We start from the raw sequence: 21,310 nt of genomic DNA on the forward strand, positions 1-21,310 counted from the left end.
CACACACCAAAAGGAAAAACATGAAAAAACTGCTCGCCTGCCTGCTTGTGCCATTGACCGCCCTTGCCCTGGGCACCTGCAAACCCGCCGCAACCTCATCCGACAGCAAACCTGCCGAACTCAACTGGCAGCAGCCCAAACTGACCAGCAATGTTTGGAAAATCAGCAAAGAAGGCCAACCCGATTCCTATCTGCTCGGCACCATCCACATGGGGCAAACCAATCAAACCTTGTCTTCCGATGCCCTCAAACTATTACAATCCACCGACCAACTGACCACAGAAGTTGACGCATTACCGGACAGCAGTCCGGAAACAAAAAAAATGTATCAAAAATACTTCAAAGAAGTCATGAGTACTGAACCGCTCAGCCGCAAGCTTGGCAAAACAGATTTCCATCTTTTACAAGAAATCTATTCAAAAAATGAAGAAAGCCGACCCATCGCCAGAATTGCCGACAAACTCCACCCGTGGGCAGCATTGGTTTTTGCCGGCAGCGCATTTCCCCAAGGATATAGCGCAGAAACCGGCGCAGATATGTTGCTGACCAACGCAGCAGTCAATATCAACAAACCGCGTGGTTCATTAGAAAGTTTGGACGATGTTACCGCGATTTTCAAAGCCCAGCCTGAAGAAACCATGATCAACTTTCTGAAAGCCAGCATTAAAACCAATAAAGAAGAAACCGAAGATGTCAAAAAACTCCATCAAGCCTATTCAGACGGCCGCTTTGAAGAACTCATCCCACTTTTAGAAGAAACCGAACAACGCACCCTCAAACGTGTTGATGCCAAATACGCAAAAGCCATGTCCGATTGGCTGAAAAACGACCTCCTGATCCGTCGCAACCAGGCATGGCTGCCTGAAATCCGCAAGCAATCCGCCAAACAAAGCACCCTCTTTGCCGTCGGCATTGCCCATTTACCCAGCGAAAAAGGCTTAATCGAACTATTGCGTCAAGAAGGCTATCAAGTGACGCCCGAACCCAAAGTCCTGATTTGGCAATAAACCCCAATCCAACAACAAGGCCGTCTGAAAGTCTGAGACCTTTGCAAAATTCCTTTCCTTCCGACAGCCGAGATCCAAACAAAGATTTTCGGCTGTTTTTGTTTCAAATATCCACTGATTCTACCCAAATCCCCCCCTTAATCCTCCTTGGATACCTGATTAATCAGGCATCCGGGCCGCCTTTTAGGCAGCAACAGGCACACTTAGCCTGTTGGCGGCTTTCAACAGGTTCAAACACATCGCCTTCAGATGGCTTTGCGCACTCACTTTGATCAGCCCGAAATAGGCTGCCCGCGCATAGCGGAATTTACGGTGCAGCGTACCGAAGCTTTGTTCGACCACATAACGGGTCTTCGACAAATATCGGTTACGTTTGGTTTGCGCTTCCGTCAGCGGACGGTTGCGGTAGGCTTTGCGCATAATGCCGTCCTGTAACCGATGCTCTTCCAGATGTTGCCGGTTTTCCTCACTGTCATAGCCTTTATCGGCATAGACGGTCGTACCTTTGGGCAGACCTTCCAACAAAGGCGACAGGTGTTTGCACTCATGGGCATTGGCTGGGGTAATGTGCAGTTTCTCGATATAGCCTTCCGCATCGGTACGGGTATGTTGTTTGTAACCGAGTTTGTAGAGGCCGTTTTTCTTTATCCAACGGGCATCGCTGTCTTTACTCGGTGTGGCTTGGCCGCTGACTTGTCCTTCCTCGTCGACTTCTATGGCCTGGCGCTGTTTGCTGCCGGCGGTCTGAATAATAGTGGCATCAACGACGGCGGCGGATGCTTTCTCTATTTTTAGGCCTTTTTCGGTCAGTTGGCGGTTGATCAGTTCCAGTAGTTCGGACAGGGTGTTGTCTTGCGCCAGCCAGTTGCGGTAGCGGCATAAGGTGCTGTAATCGGGGATGCTCAGTTCGTCAAAACGGCAAAACAGGTTGAAATCGATGCGGGTGATGAGGCTGTGTTCGAGTTCGGGATCGGAGAGGCTGTGCCATTGTCCGAGCAGGACGGCTTTGAACATGGACAACAGGGGATAGGCGGGACGGCCGCGGTGGTCTCGGAGGTAACGGATTTTTTGACAATTCAGGTATTGTTCGATCGGTTGCCAATCAATCACCTGATCCAACTTCAATAGCGGGAAGCGGTCGATGTGTTTGGCAATCATGGCTTGTGCGGTTTGCTGGAAGAAGGTACTCATGAAAAATCCCCTAAATGTCTTTGTGGGAATTTAGGGGATTTTGAGGAATTTTGCAAAGGTCTCAGTCTTTCTTTCAGACGGCCTTTATTTAAGGGGCTGACGTAGATTAGCCCTAAATTCCACACCAATCCCGCAGAATTTTTAGTTGCCGGGACGGCGTGCCGAAGTTAAACCGAAATTCGCATTCTTTCAAGAACAGCGGGAAGGATTTGCGATCAATTCCGTTGTATTTGCGCAAGACGCATTTTGCCTGATTCCAAAAATTCTCAATGCCGTTAATGTGGTTCTGACGGTCTGCAAATTCCTTGGAATGGTTGATACGGTAATGGATGAAACCGCTCACGTCTAACTTGTCGTAGCTGCTCAGACTATCGGTATAAACAATACTGTCCGGCATGATTTTCTTTTTGATTACAGGGAGTAACGTTTCAGACTTGGCATTATCCACCACAACGGTATAGACCCGTCCGTTGCGTTTCAGGATGCCGAAGACAACCACCTTTCCTGCCGCACCGCGACCACGTCTGCCTTTACGCCGTCCGCCGAAATAGCTTTCGTCCAACTCGACAGGGCCCTCAAAAACTTCATCGGCAGCCAAGGCCAAATGATGGCTGATGACCATACGGATTTTACGGTAGAACAGGATGGCGGAGTTGGGCTGAATGCCCAAAATATCGGCAGCGGAACGAGCGGTAACTTGGAGTACAAAAAATTCAAGCAGTTTCTTTTGAAATCTCTTGCTTAATTTACAATTGGTTATCTGCATTTTCGTAGCCTAGCATAACTGCTAATCTACGTCAGCCCCTTATTTAATCTCTATTAAATGAAGCGGTAAGCAATGTTGAGCGCAAAATCAATCGCCCAATGCCGCTACCATCACCGCTTTAATCGTGTGCATCCGGTTTTCTGCCTGATCAAACACAATGCTGGCTTCGCTTTCAAAGACTTCTTCCGTTACTTCCACACCATTCAGGCCGAATGTCTCATAAATCCATTCGCCGACTTTGGTTTCGCGATTATGGAAAGCAGGCAGGCAATGCATAAACTTGACTTGCGGATTTTCAGCCGCGGCCATCAATGCGGGCGTAACTCGGTAATCTTTCAGCAAATCGATACGTTCCTGCCAAGCCTCTTTAGGCTCGCCCATGCTGACCCACACATCGGTATGGATAAAATCCACACCTTTTACGGCTTCCTGAGCATTCTCCGTCAACAGAATCCGTCCACCCGTCTCTTTGGCAACAGCCTGCACCGTCTCGATAATGTTTTCAGACGGCCATAAACTTTTCGGCGCACCGATACGCACGTCCATGCCCAGTTTCGCAGCCAACACCAGCAACGAATTGGCCATGTTGTAACGCGCATCGCCGACGTAGGCAAACGCAATTTGGTTCAAAGGCTTGCCGCTATGCTCGCGCATCGTCAGCGCATCAGCAAGCATTTGGGTCGGGTGGAACTCGTTGGTCAAACCATTGAACACAGGCACGCCTGCATACTTGGCCAGCTCTTCCACTACATCCTGCCCAAAACCGCGATATTCGATACCGTCAAACATCCGCCCCAAAACACGCGCCGTATCCTTAATGCTTTCCTTATGCCCGATTTGGCTGGCAGAAGGCTCCAGATAAGTTACCCCTGCCCCTTGGTCGCGCGCAGCGACTTCAAACGCGCAACGGGTGCGGGTTGATGTTTTCTCAAAAATCAGAGCAATGTTTTTTCCCTGCATCCGCTGCACCTCGTTTCCTGCTTTTTTAGCGGCTTTCAATTCGGCGGCAAGGTCGAGGTAGGCGGTGATTTCTTCGGGCATGAAGTCCAGAAGTTTCAAGAAATGGCGGTTTTTCAGGCTCATGTCGTATTTCTCTTTTCTAGCGTGGGCGTTGCCCAACATTTTTCTCCGTGCAGATTTCGTCGGGCTTCCACCGACCTTCTGCTGCTCAATTTTTTAACGTGCGAAGCCTGCCCGAAGCATGGCCCCTTATCCTCTATCAAAACTCAAAACAAGGCCGTCTGAACCTCGCCTCGCTCCAAGGCAAGCAACGATTGTTTGCGGTTCAAACCGCCTGCGTAGCCGGTCAGTTTGCCGTCGCTGCCGATAACGCGATGGCAGGGAATCAGGATAGACACTTTGTTCTGCCCGTTTGCAGCGGCAACGGCGCGGACGGCTTTAGGATTACCCAACTGCTGCGCCTGCTCCTTGTAGCTGCGCGTTTCGCCGTAAGGAATGGTCAGCAGTGCATTCCACACCTGCTGCTGAAAGGCCGTGCCTATCGTTTCCAAAGGCGTCGCAAAAACTTTCAGACGGCCTTGGAAGTATAAATCCAATTCTTGGCGCAAAAGTTGCGTTTGCTCATTTTCTTGGAAAATAAACTGTCCGTGCAAAGCTTTTTGGACAGCCGTGATTTCCTGCTCTAGCTGTTTCTGACCGACAAATTCCAGCAGACACAAGCCCTTGCCGCCGAACACCGCCAACATCTCGCCCAAAGGCGTGGCAAACGCGGCTGCAGTCAGTTCGTTCGGACTATCCGGATAACGCGTTTCCAACAGTCGGATGGTTCGGCGGGTACGGACATATTCTTCAGGGGCGCAACCGATACGATCGATAAAATCCTGCTCAAACTGCTTGGCTTCATGTTCCGTAAACCGCTCTTGCAGCAAGGCTTTGAAGTCAGCAGAAAAGTCGGTTTCCAACTGCTCTCGGATTTCATTCCACTTTGATGGAAGCGCATCTAAAGAAGGCAGAGTAATCATCTGCATTTACTCCCGATAATCAACAAACACCACAACCAAATTATTCGATGAATGATAAGTTCCACCATCCAGTACGGCGGCTTTAAACCACTTATGTGCAGGTTGACTGGAAATTTCCGCCTACCCTATCAATGAAACTCTCCAAAAAAAATTATAAAATCAAAAAGTTGAAATTATAGAATTTTCTTTAAAACAACAAATTCTTTGTCTTTTTCTATTTTAAATTTTCCCAAGACCCACTCGCCGCTCTTGTTAAACTCTCCATTTTCCCCACAATAGCCTCTTTGCTCAACCTTGGTCGCTTGCAAAATCACTTCATCATCATTTACAAATCGATAAAGACCTTCTGAATGCGGAAAACAATCATTACCGCATTCTGCTGAATAACCGCTGCTAAACCTGCCATCTTTATCAAACTCAATGTGCTTTCCATAAATGTGATTGTCAGAGCCGGTTGTTTCTACCCGACTGAGATAATATGCGTTTTGTGGCTTATCCATGGGCAACTCGTCAATATGCCACAATCCCACCAGTGCATTTTTTTCTAAAATTTTTCCTTGATTAATTGAAACTGCTTGAGGCTTTGGCTCGGACTCAAGACAACCTGTCAAAGATAATGACAATCCCAATACAACAAGAGCTGAGATAAATTTCTGCATAGGAAACCTTTAGTGAATAAATCGATTAATGACAATCAAGGCATTACCACAATACATGCCAATTTTGATGAGGCAATACTCTTTCTGTCGTTTTCAGACGGCCTTTTCACTTCAACAAGCGTTTCAACATACCTTCATACACCGCCGATAACTTCGGAATATCTTCCAAACGTACGTTTTCGTTGATTTGGTGGATGGTCGCGTTAGATGGGCCTAACTCGATGAGTTCTTTGGCAATAGCTTTGATGAAGCGTCCGTCCGAAGTACCGCCGGTAGTGGACAATTCGGCCTCAATGCCACAAATCTCGGCAATGGCTTCGCGTGCCACATCGGTCAGTTTTCCTGCCTGAGTCAGGAACGGTTGGCCTGAACAAGACCACTGCAAATCGTATTGCACACCGTGTTTGTCCAAAATGGCGTGGACGCGTTGTTTCAGCCCTTCTTCGGTGGACTCGGTAGAAAAACGGAAATTGAATTTGACGTTCAGCTCGCCCGGAATCACATTGGTCGCGCCTGTGCCACCGTTGATATTGGAAATTTGGAAACTGGTCGGCGGGAAGTATTCGTTGCCCTCGTCCCAGACTTCCTGTGTCAGCTCCAGCAAGGCCGGGGCAAAAGTATGTACGGGATTGATGGCCAAATGCGGATAGGCAATATGGCCTTGCTTGCCTTTGACGGTCAGATTGCCCGACAACGAACCACGCCGTCCGTTTTTCAACATATCGCCCAATTTATCCACGGCAGTCGGTTCGCCGACGATACAGTAATCAATCAACTCGCCGCGCGCTTTCAACACATCGACCACTTTAGTCGTGCCGTCCAACGCATCGCCCTCTTCGTCCGAAGTAATCAGGAGTGCGATGCTGCCTTGATGATCGGGATGTTCGGCAACGAATCGCTCGCAGGCGGTAACGAAACAGGCAATGCTGGTTTTCATGTCCGCCGCACCGCGGCCATACAGACGGCCTTCACGCTCGGTCGGTTCAAACGGTGGCGAATCCCATTTTTCAACAGGGCCTGTCGGCACGACGTCGGTGTGTCCGGCAAAACAGAACACCGGAGCCTGTGTACCGCGGCGCAACCAAATGTTTTTGGTGTCGCCAAAATGAAGCTCTTCTACGGCAAAACCGATTTTTTGCAGGCGTTCGGCCAGCAGTTGTTGGCAATTTTGGTCATCCGGTGTAACGGACGGGCGGGAAATCAACGCTTTGGCGAGTTCTAGGGATTGGGTTTCGGTCATTGTGTTCACTTTGAAAAACAGGCCGTCTGAAACGTTCTGAATATGATTTTCAGACGGCCTTGAGTTTATTTGAAGATACTGAATGGGCAGTTTGTCTTTCTGCGTCCTGAGTTATTTTCCATGACAAGCTTCATACAGCGGCAGTAAGTCTTCCACTGTTTCCACTATCCATTTCGCGACATCCTGCTTGCCCAAATCATCGCGTTCGATGTGTTTGCCGATACAGAAGAAATCTTTGTCGTCTCGAAGCTTTCTATCGCCGTCGCTTTGTTGGGCGACGGTACGATAATCGTCATATTCGCTTTCCGCACCGTGCCACATATCGAATGAAGCGTATTTTTCAGTATCAAAATTATCCAGCCAGCGGTTGTAATCGGGCAACGCAATGGGGGAAACATCGGCTTTATAGCAGTGCCAATCCAAGCTGACGCTCAAACGGCGGCGGTTGAGCAAAATCGACAAAATTGCTGCGGAATTTTTATATTGTTCGTATTTGAAATAGGCAAAGAAATGGGCGCGGACCTGCCAGCCGTTACACCAGCGTTCGATATGCGGCGGTGCAAACGGCGCACCCAATTCGGCGGCAACCTGCTGGATCAGCTGCTGCCATACCTGCCAGTTTTCTTTATAGTCTGCCTTGATTTGCGGAATACTTTCAGGCTGGTATTTTTTAAGCTGGGAAAATTGGAAAAAGGGAATATTGAACAAATCGCAACTTTTTGGGGTCAGCATAATATATCCTTGAGACGATTGTTTCAGACGGCCTTATTTGCGGCGGCGTGCGGCCATAATTTCGCCGATTTCGGTCAGTTTTTCTTTGGGGATAAAAGTTTTGCCCATATCAAACAGCGGCTCTTCAATCGCCAGATGAACATCATATCCTGCGACAAAGCGTTTGAACGTTTCCGCATCGGGGACATAGGCGTTGTCTGCTTCGAGTTTGGCGAATTCGGCGGATACTGCCGCCCAATTGTTGTGCAGGCTGATATGTTGGCGCAAAAGCTCGTCAACGCTTTCTTGAGCTTGCGACGCATATTGCAATAGAAGCGGGAAGAAATTTTCTTCTTCGTCTTCATGGTGCAACGGCGCGGCAACATTAAAATATTGTGCAATCTGGCGGATGGTTTGCAAAACGATTTGATTGCAGCCGTTTTCGGCAATATAGTCCGACAACATGGCAACCTGGCTGCAGAAACGGCGCACTTTGCCATGACAGGCGTACAGCATTTCAATGGGTTCGGCAAAAGTAACGCTTTTAGTTTCAAACGGATTCATGGTTTTGAGGTTTTATTCTTAAATTAATGTTTCCAGATTATAACAAAACAGCCTGCGCAAGGCAGGCTGTCTGTTTTTAAGCTTAAAGCGGATTAGTCAACCAAAGTAACTTTACCGTTCATCAAAGCACCGTGACCTGGGAAGGTACAAGCGAATTTGTATTCGCCGCCGGCCAATTTAGCAGGATCCAGAGTCAGGGAAGCTTCTTCGCCGCCGCCAACCAGTTTGGTGTGGGCAACAACGCGTGCGTCGTCAGGTTTAACGTAGTCAGTTGCAGCAGCACCGGCACCGTCTTTGAAAATACCGTCCATGTCTTCGGCTTTACCGATGACGATGTTGTGGCCCATGCTTTCTTTAGGTTGGGTACCGGTGTGTTTCAAAGTGATGGTGAATTCTTTACAAGCTTTGCTTACTTGGATTTCTTTAGTGTTGAACTGCATAGCGTCGTTGGCTTCAACAGTAGTTGCGCAGTTGCCGGCAGCAGGAGCGGCGGCAGCATCGGCTGGAGCAGCTTCAGAGGCAGGAGCGGCATCGGCAGGTGCAGTAGTTTCTGCAGGAGCAGCTTCAGAAGCAGCGGAAGCAGCAGGTGCTTCAGCAGGTTTTGCAGCTTCTTGAGAGCATGCAGCCAAGCCGATAACGGCAGCGGAAATCAGAGCCAGATAAGCTTTCATTGATGTATCTCCTAATGATGAGAGTCTTGTTAAGTTCTATTAATAGAACCCGCGCGAATATATTAACAAAGGCAAATACCAGACTTAAACTTATTCACGCAGAGCGATAAGAAATTCAGGCGTTATTTTGCTACAAACTTCGCACGAAATCAAAGTTTCAGACCAAGTTTACATCAGTTTACCTAAAAGAAAACAGTTACTGTTTAGGTCGTATTTCTTTAGTATTAGATGCTATCGGTCAAATGAAATAAGTTTTAACATTTATTAACCATAATCTCATTCGGCATGATTTTAGCGGCTGTGTTTGCGTACCAATTCTGCCAATGCCGCTGCTAATTCTGGATGCCTGCCTTCCAATTTGGCCGCAGCCGCATCGAAGCTATCCAAAGCGGCCTCGCTCAATCGCAAGCTGTTGGTTTTCGGCTGAGACGGAGGTTTGGGGACCACCCTGACCGCCACTTCCCGTATTCCGTCGTGCAATGCTTGCAACTTGGGCAACATGGCGGGCAGGATCATTTTCAAACGCGAAGCAGCCATATTGTTGGCGGCCAGCAAAACCAGTCTTCCGTCTTCAATACAGGCCGTCTGAAAATGCGGATGCAGGTTGACCGGCAAAACCGTTTTGATTTTTGCATCCAATTTCCGCCATTGTTGCGATTGTTGCAACAAGCCCGCCAATAAGCGGTCGCGTTTGCCCAATTGTGCTAAATCCATATATTTCAGACGGCCTTTCAGTAAATTAACCAAACAATTACAATTGAAATACAGCAAAACCGCCTTTATTTCAAACAGCATTACCGCGTTATACAAGCGCTTGTGTTAAAATCCCAATTTCGCCCACTATTATATCAAGGCGCAGGAATTATTCATGCTGACAAACATTGCTAAGAAAATCTTCGGCAGCCGCAACGACCGCCTGCTGAAACAATATCGTAAATCCGTTGCTAAAATCAATGCACTCGAAGAACAGATGAAAGCGTTGAGCGACGCAGATTTACAGGCCAAAACCGCCGAATTCAAACAACGCCTCGCTGACGGACAAACGCTAGATGATATTTTGGTTGAAGCCTTTGCCGTCTGCCGCGAGGCATCCCGCCGCGTATTGGGCATGCGCCACTTCGATGTACAGTTGATTGGCGGTATGGTCCTGCACCATGGCAAAATCGCCGAAATGCGTACCGGTGAAGGTAAGACATTGGTGGCCACCCTTGCCGTTTACCTGAATGCATTGTCAGGAAAAGGCGTACACGTCGTTACCGTCAACGACTACCTCGCCTCTCGTGACGCGGGCATTATGGAGCCGTTGTACAATTTCTTAGGTTTGAGCGTCGGCGTGATCGTAGCCGATTTGCAACCTTTCGAACGCCAAACCGCTTACGGTGCCGACATTACTTACGGCACCAACAACGAATTCGGCTTCGACTACCTACGCGACAATATGGTTACCGACCAATACGATAAAGTTCAGCGCGAATTGAACTTTGCCGTTGTCGACGAAGTGGACTCCATTTTGATCGACGAAGCGCGTACGCCGCTGATTATTTCCGGCCAGGCAGATGACAACATCCAGCTCTACCGCGTGATGGATGCCGTTCCGGCCCACCTTATCCGACAAGAAACCGAAGAAGGCGAAGGCGATTACTGGGTAGATGAAAAAGCACACCAAGTTATTCTGAGCGAAGCCGGTCACGAACACGCCGAGCAAATCCTGACCCAAATGGGCTTATTGCAGGAAAACGACTCGCTCTACTCTGCCGCCAATATTTCCCTGATGCACCACCTCATGGCGGCATTGCGTGCGCACACCCTGTTCCACAAAGACCAACACTACGTCATTCAAGACGGCGAAATCGTGATTGTGGACGAGTTCACAGGCCGTCTGATGGCCGGCCGCCGTTGGTCCGAAGGCTTGCACCAAGCTGTTGAAGCCAAAGAAGGCGTAGAAATCAAACGCGAAAACCAAACGCTTGCCTCCATTACCTTCCAAAACTACTTCCGCCTGTACAGCAAACTGTCCGGCATGACCGGTACGGCCGACACCGAAGCCTTCGAGTTCCAAAGCATTTACAACCTCGAAACCGTCATCATCCCGACCAACCGTCCGGTACAACGCAAAGACTTCAACGACCAAATCTTCCGCTCGGCCGAAGAAAAATTTGAAGCCGTTGTCAAAGACATCGCCGAATGCCACAAAAATGGCCAACCGGTTTTGGTCGGTACCACCAGCATCGAAAACTCCGAACTGGTTTCCCGCTTATTACACGAAGCAGGTCTGCCGCATAACGTCCTCAACGCCAAAGAACACGAGCGCGAGGCATTGATTGTGGCCCAAGCCGGTAAAGTCGGCGCAATTACCGTTGCCACCAACATGGCCGGCCGCGGTACCGATATTGTCTTGGGCGGCAACCTCAAACATCAAATCGAAGCCATCCATGCCGATGAAACCTTGAGCGAACAGCAAAAACAAGCGCAAATTTCTGCCCTTGAAAGCGGTTGGCAAGCCGAACACGACCAAGTTGTGGCCGCAGGCGGTTTACACATTATCGGTACGGAACGCCACGAAAGCCGCCGCATCGACAACCAATTGCGCGGTCGTGCAGGCCGTCAGGGCGATCCCGGCTCCAGCCGTTTTTACCTGTCGTTTGAAGACCCATTATTGCGCCTCTTTGCTCTCGACCGTGCCGCCGCTATCCTCAACCGCCTGGCACCCGAGCGTGGCGTTGCCATCGAACACGGCCTGCTGACCCGTCAAATCGAAGGCGCACAACGTAAAGTCGAAGGCCGCAACTTCGATATGCGTAAACAGGTTTTGGAATACGATGACGTTGCCAACGACCAACGTAAAGTGATTTACCATCAACGCAACGAAATCCTGACGACTAAAGACGTCAGCGATTTGACCCGCGAAATCCGCGCCGACGTTGTCAGCGACTTGGTTGACTACCACATCCCGCCGGACAGCATGGAAGAACAATGGGACATTCCGGCACTGGAGCACCAACTTGCCGCCGATTTCCGCCTGCATGTCGATATTAAAGGCTGGCTGAAAGAAGACAGCACTTTGGACAACCAAGACATTAAAGAACGCCTCATCAAGCGCATCGAAGACGAGTATGCCGAAAAAGTCGAATTGGTCGGCAAACAGGCTATGTCTGACTTCGAACGCAATGTTATGCTGCAAGTTATCGACAACCAATGGCGCGAGCACCTCGCCGCCATGGACTACTTGCGCCAAGGTATCCATCTGCGCAGCTATGCTCAGAAAAATCCGAAACAGGAATACAAACGCGAAGCTTTCGCCATGTTTGAAAACCTGTGGCGCAGTATCAAACAAAACATTGCCGCTTTGCTGACTGCCGTTCAAATCGAGCGCAACAGTGAATACGACCACACTGCCGCACAAAGCGTCAGCGATGTTCAAACCGTCCACTCCGATGCGCCTGATATGGAAGAATTGCTCGGTCAATCGCAAACCGATTTGGTTACCGAAGCGTTCGATCCTGACGGCACAGACTTCAGCCCTGAAGCGCTTGCACAAAACGGCCTGATTGTTCACCGCAACGATCCTTGCCCTTGCGGTAGCGGCCTGAAATACAAACAGTGCCACGGTAAATTGAACTAAGCAGTCATCTCAAAAGGCCGTCTGAACAAGTGTAAAAACGAAATCAAAGATTCTCGTTTCACCGTTCAGACGGCCTGAGAATTATCCAAACAAGCAAAAAATTTCCAAACCCAATTTCAAAAGAGTATCCCTATGGCAGGCAACACCTTCGGACAAATCTTTACCGTTACCACTTTCGGCGAAAGCCACGGCGCAGGCTTGGGCTGTATCATTGACGGCTGCCCGCCCGGATTAGAATTGAGCGAAGCAGATATTCAATTTGACCTTGACCGCCGCAAACCCGGCACCAGCCGCCACGTTACCCAACGCCGCGAAGCCGACCAAGTCGAAATCCTCTCCGGCGTATTTGAAGGCAAAACCACCGGCACCCCCATCGCCCTCCTGATCCGTAATACAGACCAACGCAGCAAAGACTATGGCAATATCGCCACCAGTTTCCGTCCCGGCCATGCCGATTACACCTACTGGCACAAATACGGCACACGCGACTACCGCGGCGGCGGTAGAAGTTCCGCCCGCGAAACCGCCGCACGTGTTGCCGCCGGAGCAGTCGCTAAAAAATGGCTGAAAGAAAAATTCGGCACGGAAATTACCGCCTACGTTACCCAAGTAGGCGAAAAAGAAATCCAGTTTGAAGGTTACGAATATATTTCCCAAAATCCTTTTTTTGCCGCAAACCAAAGCCAAATTGAGGACTTGGAAAACTATATGGACAGCGTGCGCAAAGCATTGGACTCTGTCGGCGCGAAACTGCATATCGAAGCGGTTAACGTCCCCGTGGGCTTGGGCGAACCGGTTTTTGACCGTCTCGACGCAGAAATTGCCTATGCCATGATGGGCATTAATGCCGTCAAAGGCGTGGAAATCGGTGCAGGTTTTGATAGCGTAATGCAACGCGGCAGCGAGCATGGAGACGAGCTCACGCCTCAAGGTTTTCTATCCAACCACTCAGGCGGCATCTTGGGCGGCATCAGCACCGGACAAGATATCCATGTGAATATTGCCATCAAACCGACCAGTTCCATCGCCACACCGCGCCGGAGCATTGATATAGAGTGCAACTCTGTCGAACTTGCCACACACGGCCGCCACGACCCATGCGTCGGATTACGCGCTGCTCCGATTGCCGAAGCCATGCTGGCATTGGTCTTGATTGACCACGCCTTACGCCATCGTGCGCAAAATGCCGATGTTCAGGTTAATACACCGGACATTGCCAAACTGGGAAAATAACCGTTTATTTCTGAATATTCTCAGAAAAATTTAGCCAAATCACAGTCTTTATACTACAATAGCACCTTATTGCCGTATGAAGAAAATACGGATTTAGATTAGAGGAATACAACCGCAATGGCACAAGAAACCGCTTTGGGCGCTGCACTGAAATCTGCCGTCCAAACCATGAGCAAGAAAAAACAAACAGACATGATTGCCGACCACATTTACGGCAAATATGATGTGTTCAAACGATTCAAACCGTTGGCTGTCGGCATTGACCAAGATTTGGTTGCCGCCCTGCCCCAATACGATCCTGCACTGATTGCACGCGTACTGGCCAACCACTGCCGCCGCCCACGCTATCTGAAAGCCTTGGCCCGCGGCGGCAAACGTTTCGACCTGAACAACCGCTTCAAAGGCGAGGTCAGCGCAGAAGAGCAAACCATCGCCCAACAGCATCCTGCCGTTCAACAGGCATTGGCTGCACAAGCCGAACGCCAAGCAGCTAAAGCCGCCGCTGAAGCAGAAGCGGCTCCTACTCAAGCTGAGGAGACCAACAAAGCTGCTGAATAATGTTCAGACGGCCTGTTATAGCTTGTTCTAAATAAAGACCCCGATTCAATGACTTTCTTTAATGTCGTTGAATCGGGGTTTTTATTACTGAGTCTTATCTGATCGTGAACTGATTAAAAATAGTTTTACTTTTTTCTCACTAAGCTAATTTTTGAAACCAAAATCTTGTCCAAGCTATTCCCAACAAGGTATTTATTACCCGATGATTCATGCCCCAGTTCAAATATTGAACAGTATTATTTATGCATCTTTAAAACAAACTGAAAGCCACCCCTTATAAAGATAAGCAAAGGCCGTCTGAAATCTATCTTTCAGACGGCCTTTTGAAATCAAATAATCAATTAAAACACGGCCTGCAAAACCAAATAGCTGACAACAGACAAAACGGCAGCAGCAGGCAAGGTAATGACCCAAGCAAGGCCGATCGGTTTCATCAATTTCCAGTTGGCATTGCGGTTAACCAAGCCGATGCCCAAAACGGCACCCACCAAGATATGGGTACTAGAAACAGGCAAGCCCATAAATGATGCAGCCATCACGACGGCGGCGGCAGAAAGCTCGGCTGAGAAGCCTGACGCAGGGTGCATTTCTGCCAAGCTGGTCCCTACGGTTTTAATCACTTCTTTACCGACAAACCACAAGCCGACGATCAAAGCGATACCAAAAGTTAACATGGCAATCGGCGGCACGGCGTTTTGAGCGGTAATGCTGTTGGTACGCAGCACATCCATAATCGCGGCAAACGGACCAATCGCATTGGCAATATCGTTCGCACCATGGCTGAATGCGAAACCACAGGCGGTAAATACCTGCATCCATGAGAACATTTGGAATGTCGATTTATCCAAATCTTTGCGTTTCAAACTTTTGGCGAATACGAATGTACCCATCCAAATAGCCGCACCGATCATGAAAATGGTCAGGAAGCTGTTGACATTGCTCATGCCCAAATGCAGATTTTTCAGACCTTTGAAAATCAACATGGCCGCAATCATCATACCGCCGACAGAAGCAATAAACGGCACCCAGGAATGCAGGGCTTTGTAAGAATCCACTTCGCCCTTACGGCTGTCAAAGCGGTACAGGCCGCGATAATACTCAGACTGCAACTCTTCGGGATCAAAGTCCGGCTCATCATAGATTTGGGCATCGTGCGCCATTTTGGTGGCGTATTCGACTTTTTCAGATTCACTCAAGGCCTCAAAAAACTGGCGGTGCTCTTCTTTATAGGCTTTCTTCTCCAGTTTGATGCCTTTCAGCGTATTGCCGGCCCAAGAGTTGTAATCCAAAACATTTTTCTTGATTCGTGAAAACAACAGATAGGAAACGATGCCGCCCAAAACCGGAGACAAAATCCAAGACAAGGCAATCTCACCCAATTTATCCCACTGAATCAATGCAACGGAATCTACGCCGTTTAACGTCGCCATGCACAATGCACTACCGACAATACCGCCGATAATCGCATGCGTCGTCGAGACAGGAAGGCCTTTGTGCGAGGCAAAAAGCAGCCACAATGCCGCAGCCAAAAGCGCAGACATCATAATAAAGACAAACTGCATCGGATCCAAATGCATCGCATTCAAATCGACAATACCCTTGCGGATGGTATCTGTTACCTCACCGCCGGCAATCACTGCGCCGCTGACTTCAAATACTGCCGCAATCAGCAAGGCTTGCGGAATGGTCAATGTGCCGGAGCCGACACTTGTACCGAAAGAGTTGGCAATATCGTTACCGCCCACATTAAACGCCATGAAGACGCCGAAAAAGGTGGCAAGGATAAACAGGCCGGAATGGTTGTAATGGGTATAACCCAGGCCCCAATAAATAAAATAGCCGACCATGCTCACAAGCATAGCGGCGAAAGCCGTATTAATCAGCTTCAAGTTCGCACTCGACTGAGTTTGAGCCATGGAAAGTTTCCTTTTGGAAAACATGTTGAGTCGCGCTATTTTAACCTCTTTGTAATCTTTCTTGCACCAACTATTTACATTAAACGCCGAAATTCCCGTAAAAACGTCAAAAGGCGTTAAAATGTCGTTTTACCTTCCCTTTCTGTAACCGAAATGCAACCCCAATACTATATCGGCATCATGTCCGGAACCAGCATGGACGGTGCCGATGCCGTACTGATTCAAATGCAGGGCAAACAATGGCAACGCGCCGTCGCCCATAGCTTTCTACCCTATTCAGACGGCCTGCGCCAAGAATTGTTGGCACTGCAAGACATAGGCGAAAATGAATTGCACAGAAGCAATATCCTGGCGCAAACACTCAGCCGCCTATACGCCCAAACCGTACAGCAACTGTTGACAGAACAAAACCTGTCTGCCAAAGACATTACTGCAATCGGCTGCCACGGACAAACCATCCGCCACGCGCCTGAACACGGTTACAGCATTCAACTGGTCAACCTCCCCCTATTGGCCGAGCTGATCGGCATCTTCACGATCGGAGACTTCCGCAGCCGCGACCTTGCCTGCAACGGCCAAGGTGCGCCCCTCGTCCCCGCTTTTCACGAAGCACTGTTTCGAGATGCGAATGAAACCCGTGCCGTACTTAATATTGGCGGCATTTCCAATATCAGCATCCTCCCGCCCGACAGCCCTTCTTTCGGCTTCGATACCGGCCCCGGCAATATGTTGATGGATGCATGGATGCAACATATCTGGCAACAGCCTTACGACAAAAACGGGGAAAAAGCCGCACAAGGCGAAATCCTCCCTGACCTGCTCGCCTCCCTGCTCGACCATCCTTATTTCAGCCGCCCTTATCCCAAAAGTACAGGCCGAGAGTTGTTTTCCCTAAGCTGGCTTCAAGGCCGTCTGAAAGGTGATGAAAAGCCGGAAGATGTCATGCACACATTGGTCTTTTATACCGCACAAACCATTTTTAACGCGACCAAACAAGCTGCCCCGGCGATTCATCATCTTTATATCTGCGGCGGTGGCATCCGCAATCCGGTGTTAATGCATGACTTGGAAACCCTGTTTTCTCCCGACACCCAATTGCACAGCACGGCCAAGCTCCATCTTGACCCGCAATGGGTCGAAGCCGCTGCTTTTGCCTGGCTTGCAGCCTGTTGGTGCAATCAAATTCCAAGCAATCCCCACCATGCAACCGGCGCACATTCACACCGAATTTTAGGCTCCGGACATTACGGCAACTAAAGTCGGATAAATAAAAAGGCCGTCTGAACATTTTCAGACGGCCTTTACCATACTAACTCTTCACTTATTCTTCTTCCGGCAAACGGTTGATTTTCACACGGGCAATCCGTTGTCCGTCTTTTTCAACCACTTCAAAACGCCAACCGTGATAATCGATGAAATCGCCCACATCAGGAATACTTTGCAACTCTTCCATAATCAAGCCGGCAACGGTATGAAAGTCAGCGTCTTCCTCTTGGGCAGGCAGATTCAATTGAGAAGCCAATTCCACATACTCCAATGCACCATCCACAGACAGCGTTTCATCCTGACTGGCTGGAGCAGCTTCTTCTTCCTCACGCTCGAATTCCTCGGGGAATTCCCCGGCAATGGTTTCCAACAAATCTTTCATGGTTACCATGCCTAACACCGCACCAAACTCATCCACCACCAAAGCATAATCCGCGCTGCTTTGACGGAACAATTCAATCGCATTCAACGCCGTCGTACTGTCCGGCAAAATCAACGGCTGGCGCAAGGCCGTCTGAATATTGATTTCTCCCGATTCAAGCAGCTGGTTCAGCAAATCTTTTTTACTGATATAGCCCAAAGGCTCATCTACACCTGCCTTACCGACAACCAACAAACGGCTATACGGCGTATTTTTCAGCTGCGCATTTTGTTCTTCCCGACTTTGGGAAATATCCAACTTCTCGATTTCCCGACGCGGAATCATCACACCCATAATCGGACGCTCCGCCAAAGTCAGCACGCTGCGAATCATGGATTTTTCGTTTTCTTCAAAATGCTCGTCATCGCCGCCATTATCGCCTGCTTTTGCCAAAATGCTTTCGCGGATACCCATCATGCCCAACACATTTTCAGCGGTGCGCTTACGCCAAGAAGTACTGATGTAGTCATTTTTGCGGGCATTCTTTTGCGAAACCTGATTAAACAGTTCGATCAAAATCGAGAAGCCGATCGCCGCATACAAATAGCCTTTCGGAATATGGAAATGGAAGGCTTCCGCAATCAGGCTGAAACCAATCATCAACAAGAAACCCAAACACAGCATCACTACGGTCGGATGCTTGTCCACAAAGGCGGTCAACAGTTTGCTGGCGGAAATCATCACCGTCATCGCCACAACCACTGCACCCATTGCCACCACAATATGATCCACCATCGCCACTGCCGTAATAACAGAATCGATAGAGAAAACCGCATCCAAAATCAAGATTTGTGCCACAACACCCCAAAAAGAAGAATGCTTCTTCTGCCCTTCAGCAACCGCAAATTGATTGTGGCCTTCAAGTCGTTCGTGCAGCTCGGTAGTCGCTTTATAAAGCAGGAAAATACCGCCGGCAAACATAATCATGTCTTTGCCGGAAATCTCCAAGCCGCCCAGCTCAAACAAAGGACGCGTCAGCGTCATGATGTGCGCCATAAAGCCCAGCATGAACATCCGAATAACGACAGCCAAACCCAAGCCCGTTATCCGCGCCCTATCCCGTTGCGACGGTTTGACCTTGTTTGCCAAAATTGCTACGAAAACAAGGTTATCAATACCTAAAACAACTTCCAAAACCAGAAGCGTGGCAAAGCCTATCCAAGTATGCGGCTCGGCCAACCAACTGAAATCCATAATGATTGCGTTCCTTTAAAATACAAAAAGGCAGCCGTTCCGCTTAAAACGGACAGACTGCCAAAGTTCGGGCATAAATAAAGGGAAAGAAGCGGTATAACAACTACTCTGCTCTGCGTCTTTCATAAAAAATTTATGCCCCAGTCAAAAATAATGGCAAACAGTTTATCAGTTTGACGAAAGAAAGGCAAAATCCGACAGCATATTTTCTTTTAAAAACAGCCTACAGCTGCCAACAAATCACTTTCTCCAGCGTTAACAAAAGGAATCGGTCGATATATTTGGTGATCATGGTTTGTTCGGTTTGCTGAAAGAAGATTCTTATAAGAAATCCCCTAAATGACTGGGTAAAAACTTAGGTTTTTTTACTAAGGTCTCAAGCCGTCTGAAAATTGGGATTTTTTCAGACGACACGGTTTATATAGACAATAATTTTCTTAGAAAATATAACGATTATATTCTTTCAGAAATTACGGATATATTTAATCTCCATACAGTTAAAGTAATTAATCTGCCATCTAAATAAGAATATTTTAATTGAAGAGCATCATCTACAAAGCAAATATTTCCAGCTGTAAATGTATTGCCATCTAGCCTACCTGTTATCTTATATTGTGCACTATCACCTATTCTTTCAAAAGGAATAATAACAGATTCATCTGTATTAACCTCTTCCAATATAAACTTATCAACAATGAAATAGTCAAGTTCCACATTGTAAACTTTATTTACTTCAATAGCCATTGGACAATAATCGAGGAAACAATATAGATCGTTATTTTCTATAGAAAAATATGCAAATTCCTCAATTATTTCATCCATTTTTTTTAGCTTTGCTGAGTAAATCATTTTTAACCTTTCATAAATTATTTTACTTCATAAATTGTTTTATCTTTTGGATTGCTACGATTTATAGTTCTCCAAAACTCTTTTCCACTTTTCACATGGATGGTTGTGATGTAACCTTGATGATTTGTTCCTATAAAGGCTGATGAATTAAGTGTAATCATTTAATCAATTATCATCAAAATATCTTAAAATATTAACCAATAGATAAAATAAAAACCACCATACAAGATGGTGGTTTTCAAATCTGGCTCCCCGACCTGGGCTCGAACCAGGGACCTGCGGATTAACAGTCCGTCGCTCTACCGACTGAGCTATCGGGGAATTAAAAATGAGATTATATAGAAAATATCAGAAACCTGTCAAGCAACAATCTATATAAAAACAAAAATATTTTTATATCTTTTTAATTTATAAAACTTTTATAAGATTTCAGCAATTTGTTTGGCCGCACGTTTCGCATCCAACAAAATCAAACCCAATTTACCGCTTTCTTTTGCCATCAATGCCAACACTGCATTTTCACCTGCCTGACTCAGCAGAATATAGCCATTTTTACCTTTAACCATTACCTGATCCAACTCACCGCAAGCCAACTCGTGTACGGAACGATTACCCAATGCCAAAAGCGTTGCCGACATCGCACCTACACGGTCTGCATTCAAATGCGAAGGCAGCATGGTTGCGATCGGCAGGCCGTCTGTAGAAATAACTGCAGAAGCAGTGATATCCGCAGAGGTATTGTTCAAATCGCTTAATACAGAGATCAATAGTTGTTGCATAGTCGCTCCATTCTAAAATAAATATCGGTCAGGCAAAAATCAACGGCTGCCGTATCGGTGGTACAGCACTTTAACCAAAGTAACAAAAGCCTCTTTATTTAAATCAGGCATTCCGCCAATTACCAAAATCAGTTTGGTCATGCCAATATACAGTGGGAAAAAGGTCAATTCACTTTGGCCTGAAGGATCGCAAATACCCCATGCGCTATTATTGATATGCAGGTTATTGCGAATCAAAAGACGGTGATTGTCTTCCATTTTGGCCACTTCGCTCGCCAAAAGGCCCAATTCTTCTGCTGCCTCATGATGGAAATTGGCATTGGCAAAATACAAACCGTTTTCATCAGCCAACAAAGCTTTGCCAGAATTAGACAACTGTTCCAACAATGTCGGTAATTGCTCGTCAGTCAGATGGATGTCCTCTGTGCTGATTTCCTCGTCACCGTACAAAAACTCCAAACGTTGGAGGCGATACAACAAGTTTAAAGCGGTATTGATATCGCTGGTGTCTGCCCACGCCCAAAGTTTTTCACTACTGATGGTTTCAGACGGCTCTGCGCGCAACAAACCATACAATAAAGTTCTGCTGGCGCTGGGCGTATCACTTGAAACGGCATAATACGCACCTGCCGGTGTAATCTTAGGATATAAATTTGATTGTAAAGAGAGTGTCGCTTCCAT

20 protein-coding genes and 1 tRNA gene are annotated in these 21,310 nt (G+C 47.9%); 5 read left to right on the forward strand and 16 right to left on the reverse strand.

Features of this window, described 5'->3' with window-relative positions:
* Positions 1–20: 20 nt before the first annotated feature.
* Positions 21–1,007: a TraB/GumN family protein gene (locus tag RRV97_RS07055; protein WP_315611113.1), complete on the forward strand. Its 987-nt coding sequence runs from the start codon at positions 21–23 to the stop codon at positions 1,005–1,007.
* Positions 1,008–1,190: 183 nt separating this feature from the next.
* On the opposite strand, the gene RRV97_RS07060 is transcribed toward RRV97_RS07055, so the two are convergent.
* The 10 genes from RRV97_RS07060 to RRV97_RS07105 form a co-directional block, all read right to left on the reverse strand.
* Complete coding sequence (locus RRV97_RS07060; protein WP_315611114.1) at positions 1,191–2,198, reverse strand: IS5 family transposase; 1,008 nt, start codon at positions 2,196–2,198, stop codon at positions 1,191–1,193.
* 112 nt (positions 2,199–2,310) lie between these two features.
* Positions 2,311–2,964, reverse strand: coding sequence for an IS1595 family transposase (locus RRV97_RS07065; RefSeq protein ID WP_315611115.1), 654 nt, complete (start codon positions 2,962–2,964; stop codon positions 2,311–2,313).
* An 87-nt stretch (positions 2,965–3,051) separates the two neighbouring features.
* The gene (argF, locus tag RRV97_RS07070; protein WP_315612247.1) at positions 3,052–4,047 is read right to left on the reverse strand and encodes an ornithine carbamoyltransferase; all 996 of its coding nucleotides are present in this window, start codon (positions 4,045–4,047) and stop codon (positions 3,052–3,054) included.
* Between the two features lie 143 nt (positions 4,048–4,190).
* On the reverse strand, positions 4,191–4,946 hold the full coding sequence (locus RRV97_RS07075) for a methylated-DNA--[protein]-cysteine S-methyltransferase (protein ID WP_315612248.1): 756 nt from the start codon (positions 4,944–4,946) through the stop codon (positions 4,191–4,193).
* Between the two features lie 173 nt (positions 4,947–5,119).
* Complete coding sequence (locus tag RRV97_RS07080; protein ID WP_315611116.1) at positions 5,120–5,605, reverse strand: hypothetical protein; 486 nt, start codon at positions 5,603–5,605, stop codon at positions 5,120–5,122.
* A gap of 106 nt (positions 5,606–5,711) precedes the next feature.
* A complete protein-coding gene (gene dapE / locus RRV97_RS07085) occupies positions 5,712–6,845 on the reverse strand; it encodes a succinyl-diaminopimelate desuccinylase (RefSeq protein ID WP_314060520.1) in 1,134 nt (377 codons plus the stop codon).
* 111 nt (positions 6,846–6,956) lie between these two features.
* Entirely contained in the window at positions 6,957–7,577 is a 621-nt protein-coding gene (locus RRV97_RS07090) for a glucose-6-phosphate 1-dehydrogenase family protein (RefSeq protein ID WP_004519621.1), read from the reverse strand.
* Between the two features lie 33 nt (positions 7,578–7,610).
* Positions 7,611–8,120 carry a hemerythrin domain-containing protein gene (locus RRV97_RS07095; RefSeq protein WP_315611117.1) on the reverse strand — a complete coding sequence of 170 codons (510 nt, stop codon included), beginning with the start codon at positions 8,118–8,120 and terminating at the stop codon, positions 7,611–7,613.
* 92 nt (positions 8,121–8,212) lie between these two features.
* On the reverse strand, positions 8,213–8,791 hold the full coding sequence (azu, locus tag RRV97_RS07100) for an azurin (RefSeq protein ID WP_003748712.1): 579 nt from the start codon (positions 8,789–8,791) through the stop codon (positions 8,213–8,215).
* A 291-nt stretch (positions 8,792–9,082) separates the two neighbouring features.
* Positions 9,083–9,505 (reverse strand): DciA family protein, encoded by a 423-nt coding sequence (locus tag RRV97_RS07105; RefSeq protein ID WP_036493295.1) that lies wholly within the window; start codon positions 9,503–9,505, stop codon positions 9,083–9,085.
* A gap of 154 nt (positions 9,506–9,659) precedes the next feature.
* Here RRV97_RS07105 and secA point away from each other — a divergent pair, with 154 nt between their 5' ends.
* From secA to RRV97_RS07120, 3 genes are all read left to right on the forward strand, one after another.
* Positions 9,660–12,413 carry a preprotein translocase subunit SecA gene (secA, locus tag RRV97_RS07110; RefSeq protein ID WP_315611118.1) on the forward strand — a complete coding sequence of 918 codons (2,754 nt, stop codon included), beginning with the start codon at positions 9,660–9,662 and terminating at the stop codon, positions 12,411–12,413.
* A gap of 132 nt (positions 12,414–12,545) precedes the next feature.
* On the forward strand, positions 12,546–13,646 hold the full coding sequence (gene aroC, locus RRV97_RS07115) for a chorismate synthase (protein ID WP_315611119.1): 1,101 nt from the start codon (positions 12,546–12,548) through the stop codon (positions 13,644–13,646).
* Positions 13,647–13,763: 117 nt separating this feature from the next.
* The gene (locus tag RRV97_RS07120) at positions 13,764–14,204 is read left to right on the forward strand and encodes a ProQ/FINO family protein (protein ID WP_314060533.1); all 441 of its coding nucleotides are present in this window, start codon (positions 13,764–13,766) and stop codon (positions 14,202–14,204) included.
* A gap of 341 nt (positions 14,205–14,545) precedes the next feature.
* On the opposite strand, the gene RRV97_RS07125 is transcribed toward RRV97_RS07120, so the two are convergent.
* On the reverse strand, positions 14,546–16,120 hold the full coding sequence (locus tag RRV97_RS07125; RefSeq protein WP_003748724.1) for an inorganic phosphate transporter: 1,575 nt from the start codon (positions 16,118–16,120) through the stop codon (positions 14,546–14,548).
* 153 nt (positions 16,121–16,273) lie between these two features.
* On the opposite strand from RRV97_RS07125, the gene RRV97_RS07130 reads away from it, so the two are divergent.
* Positions 16,274–17,377, forward strand: coding sequence for an anhydro-N-acetylmuramic acid kinase (locus tag RRV97_RS07130; protein ID WP_315611120.1), 1,104 nt, complete (start codon positions 16,274–16,276; stop codon positions 17,375–17,377).
* Between the two features lie 64 nt (positions 17,378–17,441).
* Here the strand turns inward: RRV97_RS07130 and RRV97_RS07135 are convergent, their stop codons facing one another.
* The 5 genes from RRV97_RS07135 to RRV97_RS07155 form a co-directional block, all read right to left on the reverse strand.
* Entirely contained in the window at positions 17,442–19,001 is a 1,560-nt protein-coding gene (locus RRV97_RS07135; protein WP_315611121.1) for a TerC family protein, read from the reverse strand.
* A 453-nt stretch (positions 19,002–19,454) separates the two neighbouring features.
* Positions 19,455–19,850: a hypothetical protein gene (locus RRV97_RS07140; RefSeq protein ID WP_036494005.1), complete on the reverse strand. Its 396-nt coding sequence runs from the start codon at positions 19,848–19,850 to the stop codon at positions 19,455–19,457.
* Between the two features lie 245 nt (positions 19,851–20,095).
* Positions 20,096–20,171: transfer RNA gene (locus RRV97_RS07145), tRNA-Asn, on the reverse strand.
* 98 nt (positions 20,172–20,269) lie between these two features.
* Positions 20,270–20,629, reverse strand: a complete 360-nt coding sequence (locus tag RRV97_RS07150; protein ID WP_003679682.1) for a roadblock/LC7 domain-containing protein — start codon at positions 20,627–20,629, stop codon at positions 20,270–20,272.
* A gap of 39 nt (positions 20,630–20,668) precedes the next feature.
* Positions 20,669–21,310 carry a peptidase M23 gene (locus RRV97_RS07155; RefSeq protein WP_315611122.1) on the reverse strand — a complete coding sequence of 214 codons (642 nt, stop codon included), beginning with the start codon at positions 21,308–21,310 and terminating at the stop codon, positions 20,669–20,671.

Source organism: Neisseria sp. DTU_2021_1001991_1_SI_NGA_ILE_055 (assembly GCF_032342915.1).
Classification (GTDB): Bacteria; Pseudomonadota; Gammaproteobacteria; order Burkholderiales; family Neisseriaceae; genus Neisseria.

Coding starts and splice junctions, on each gene's coding strand:
- RRV97_RS07055 (WP_315611113.1), top strand. CDS start 21: ATGAAAAAACTGCTCGCCTGCCTGCTTGTGCCATTGACCGCCCTTGCC.
- RRV97_RS07060 (WP_315611114.1), bottom strand. CDS start 2,198: ATGAGTACCTTCTTCCAGCAAACCGCACAAGCCATGATTGCCAAACAC.
- RRV97_RS07065 (WP_315611115.1), bottom strand. CDS start 2,964: ATGCAGATAACCAATTGTAAATTAAGCAAGAGATTTCAAAAGAAACTG.
- argF (WP_315612247.1), bottom strand. CDS start 4,047: ATGAGCCTGAAAAACCGCCATTTCTTGAAACTTCTGGACTTCATGCCC.
- RRV97_RS07075 (WP_315612248.1), bottom strand. CDS start 4,946: ATGATTACTCTGCCTTCTTTAGATGCGCTTCCATCAAAGTGGAATGAA.
- RRV97_RS07080 (WP_315611116.1), bottom strand. CDS start 5,605: ATGCAGAAATTTATCTCAGCTCTTGTTGTATTGGGATTGTCATTATCT.
- dapE (WP_314060520.1), bottom strand. CDS start 6,845: ATGACCGAAACCCAATCCCTAGAACTCGCCAAAGCGTTGATTTCCCGC.
- RRV97_RS07090 (WP_004519621.1), bottom strand. CDS start 7,577: ATGCTGACCCCAAAAAGTTGCGATTTGTTCAATATTCCCTTTTTCCAA.
- RRV97_RS07095 (WP_315611117.1), bottom strand. CDS start 8,120: ATGAATCCGTTTGAAACTAAAAGCGTTACTTTTGCCGAACCCATTGAA.
- azu (WP_003748712.1), bottom strand. CDS start 8,791: ATGAAAGCTTATCTGGCTCTGATTTCCGCTGCCGTTATCGGCTTGGCT.
- RRV97_RS07105 (WP_036493295.1), bottom strand. CDS start 9,505: ATGGATTTAGCACAATTGGGCAAACGCGACCGCTTATTGGCGGGCTTG.
- secA (WP_315611118.1), top strand. CDS start 9,660: ATGCTGACAAACATTGCTAAGAAAATCTTCGGCAGCCGCAACGACCGC.
- aroC (WP_315611119.1), top strand. CDS start 12,546: ATGGCAGGCAACACCTTCGGACAAATCTTTACCGTTACCACTTTCGGC.
- RRV97_RS07120 (WP_314060533.1), top strand. CDS start 13,764: ATGGCACAAGAAACCGCTTTGGGCGCTGCACTGAAATCTGCCGTCCAA.
- RRV97_RS07125 (WP_003748724.1), bottom strand. CDS start 16,120: ATGGCTCAAACTCAGTCGAGTGCGAACTTGAAGCTGATTAATACGGCT.
- RRV97_RS07130 (WP_315611120.1), top strand. CDS start 16,274: ATGCAACCCCAATACTATATCGGCATCATGTCCGGAACCAGCATGGAC.
- RRV97_RS07135 (WP_315611121.1), bottom strand. CDS start 19,001: ATGGATTTCAGTTGGTTGGCCGAGCCGCATACTTGGATAGGCTTTGCC.
- RRV97_RS07140 (WP_036494005.1), bottom strand. CDS start 19,850: ATGATTTACTCAGCAAAGCTAAAAAAAATGGATGAAATAATTGAGGAA.
- RRV97_RS07150 (WP_003679682.1), bottom strand. CDS start 20,629: ATGCAACAACTATTGATCTCTGTATTAAGCGATTTGAACAATACCTCT.
- RRV97_RS07155 (WP_315611122.1), bottom strand. CDS start 21,310: ATGGAAGCGACACTCTCTTTACAATCAAATTTATATCCTAAGATTACA.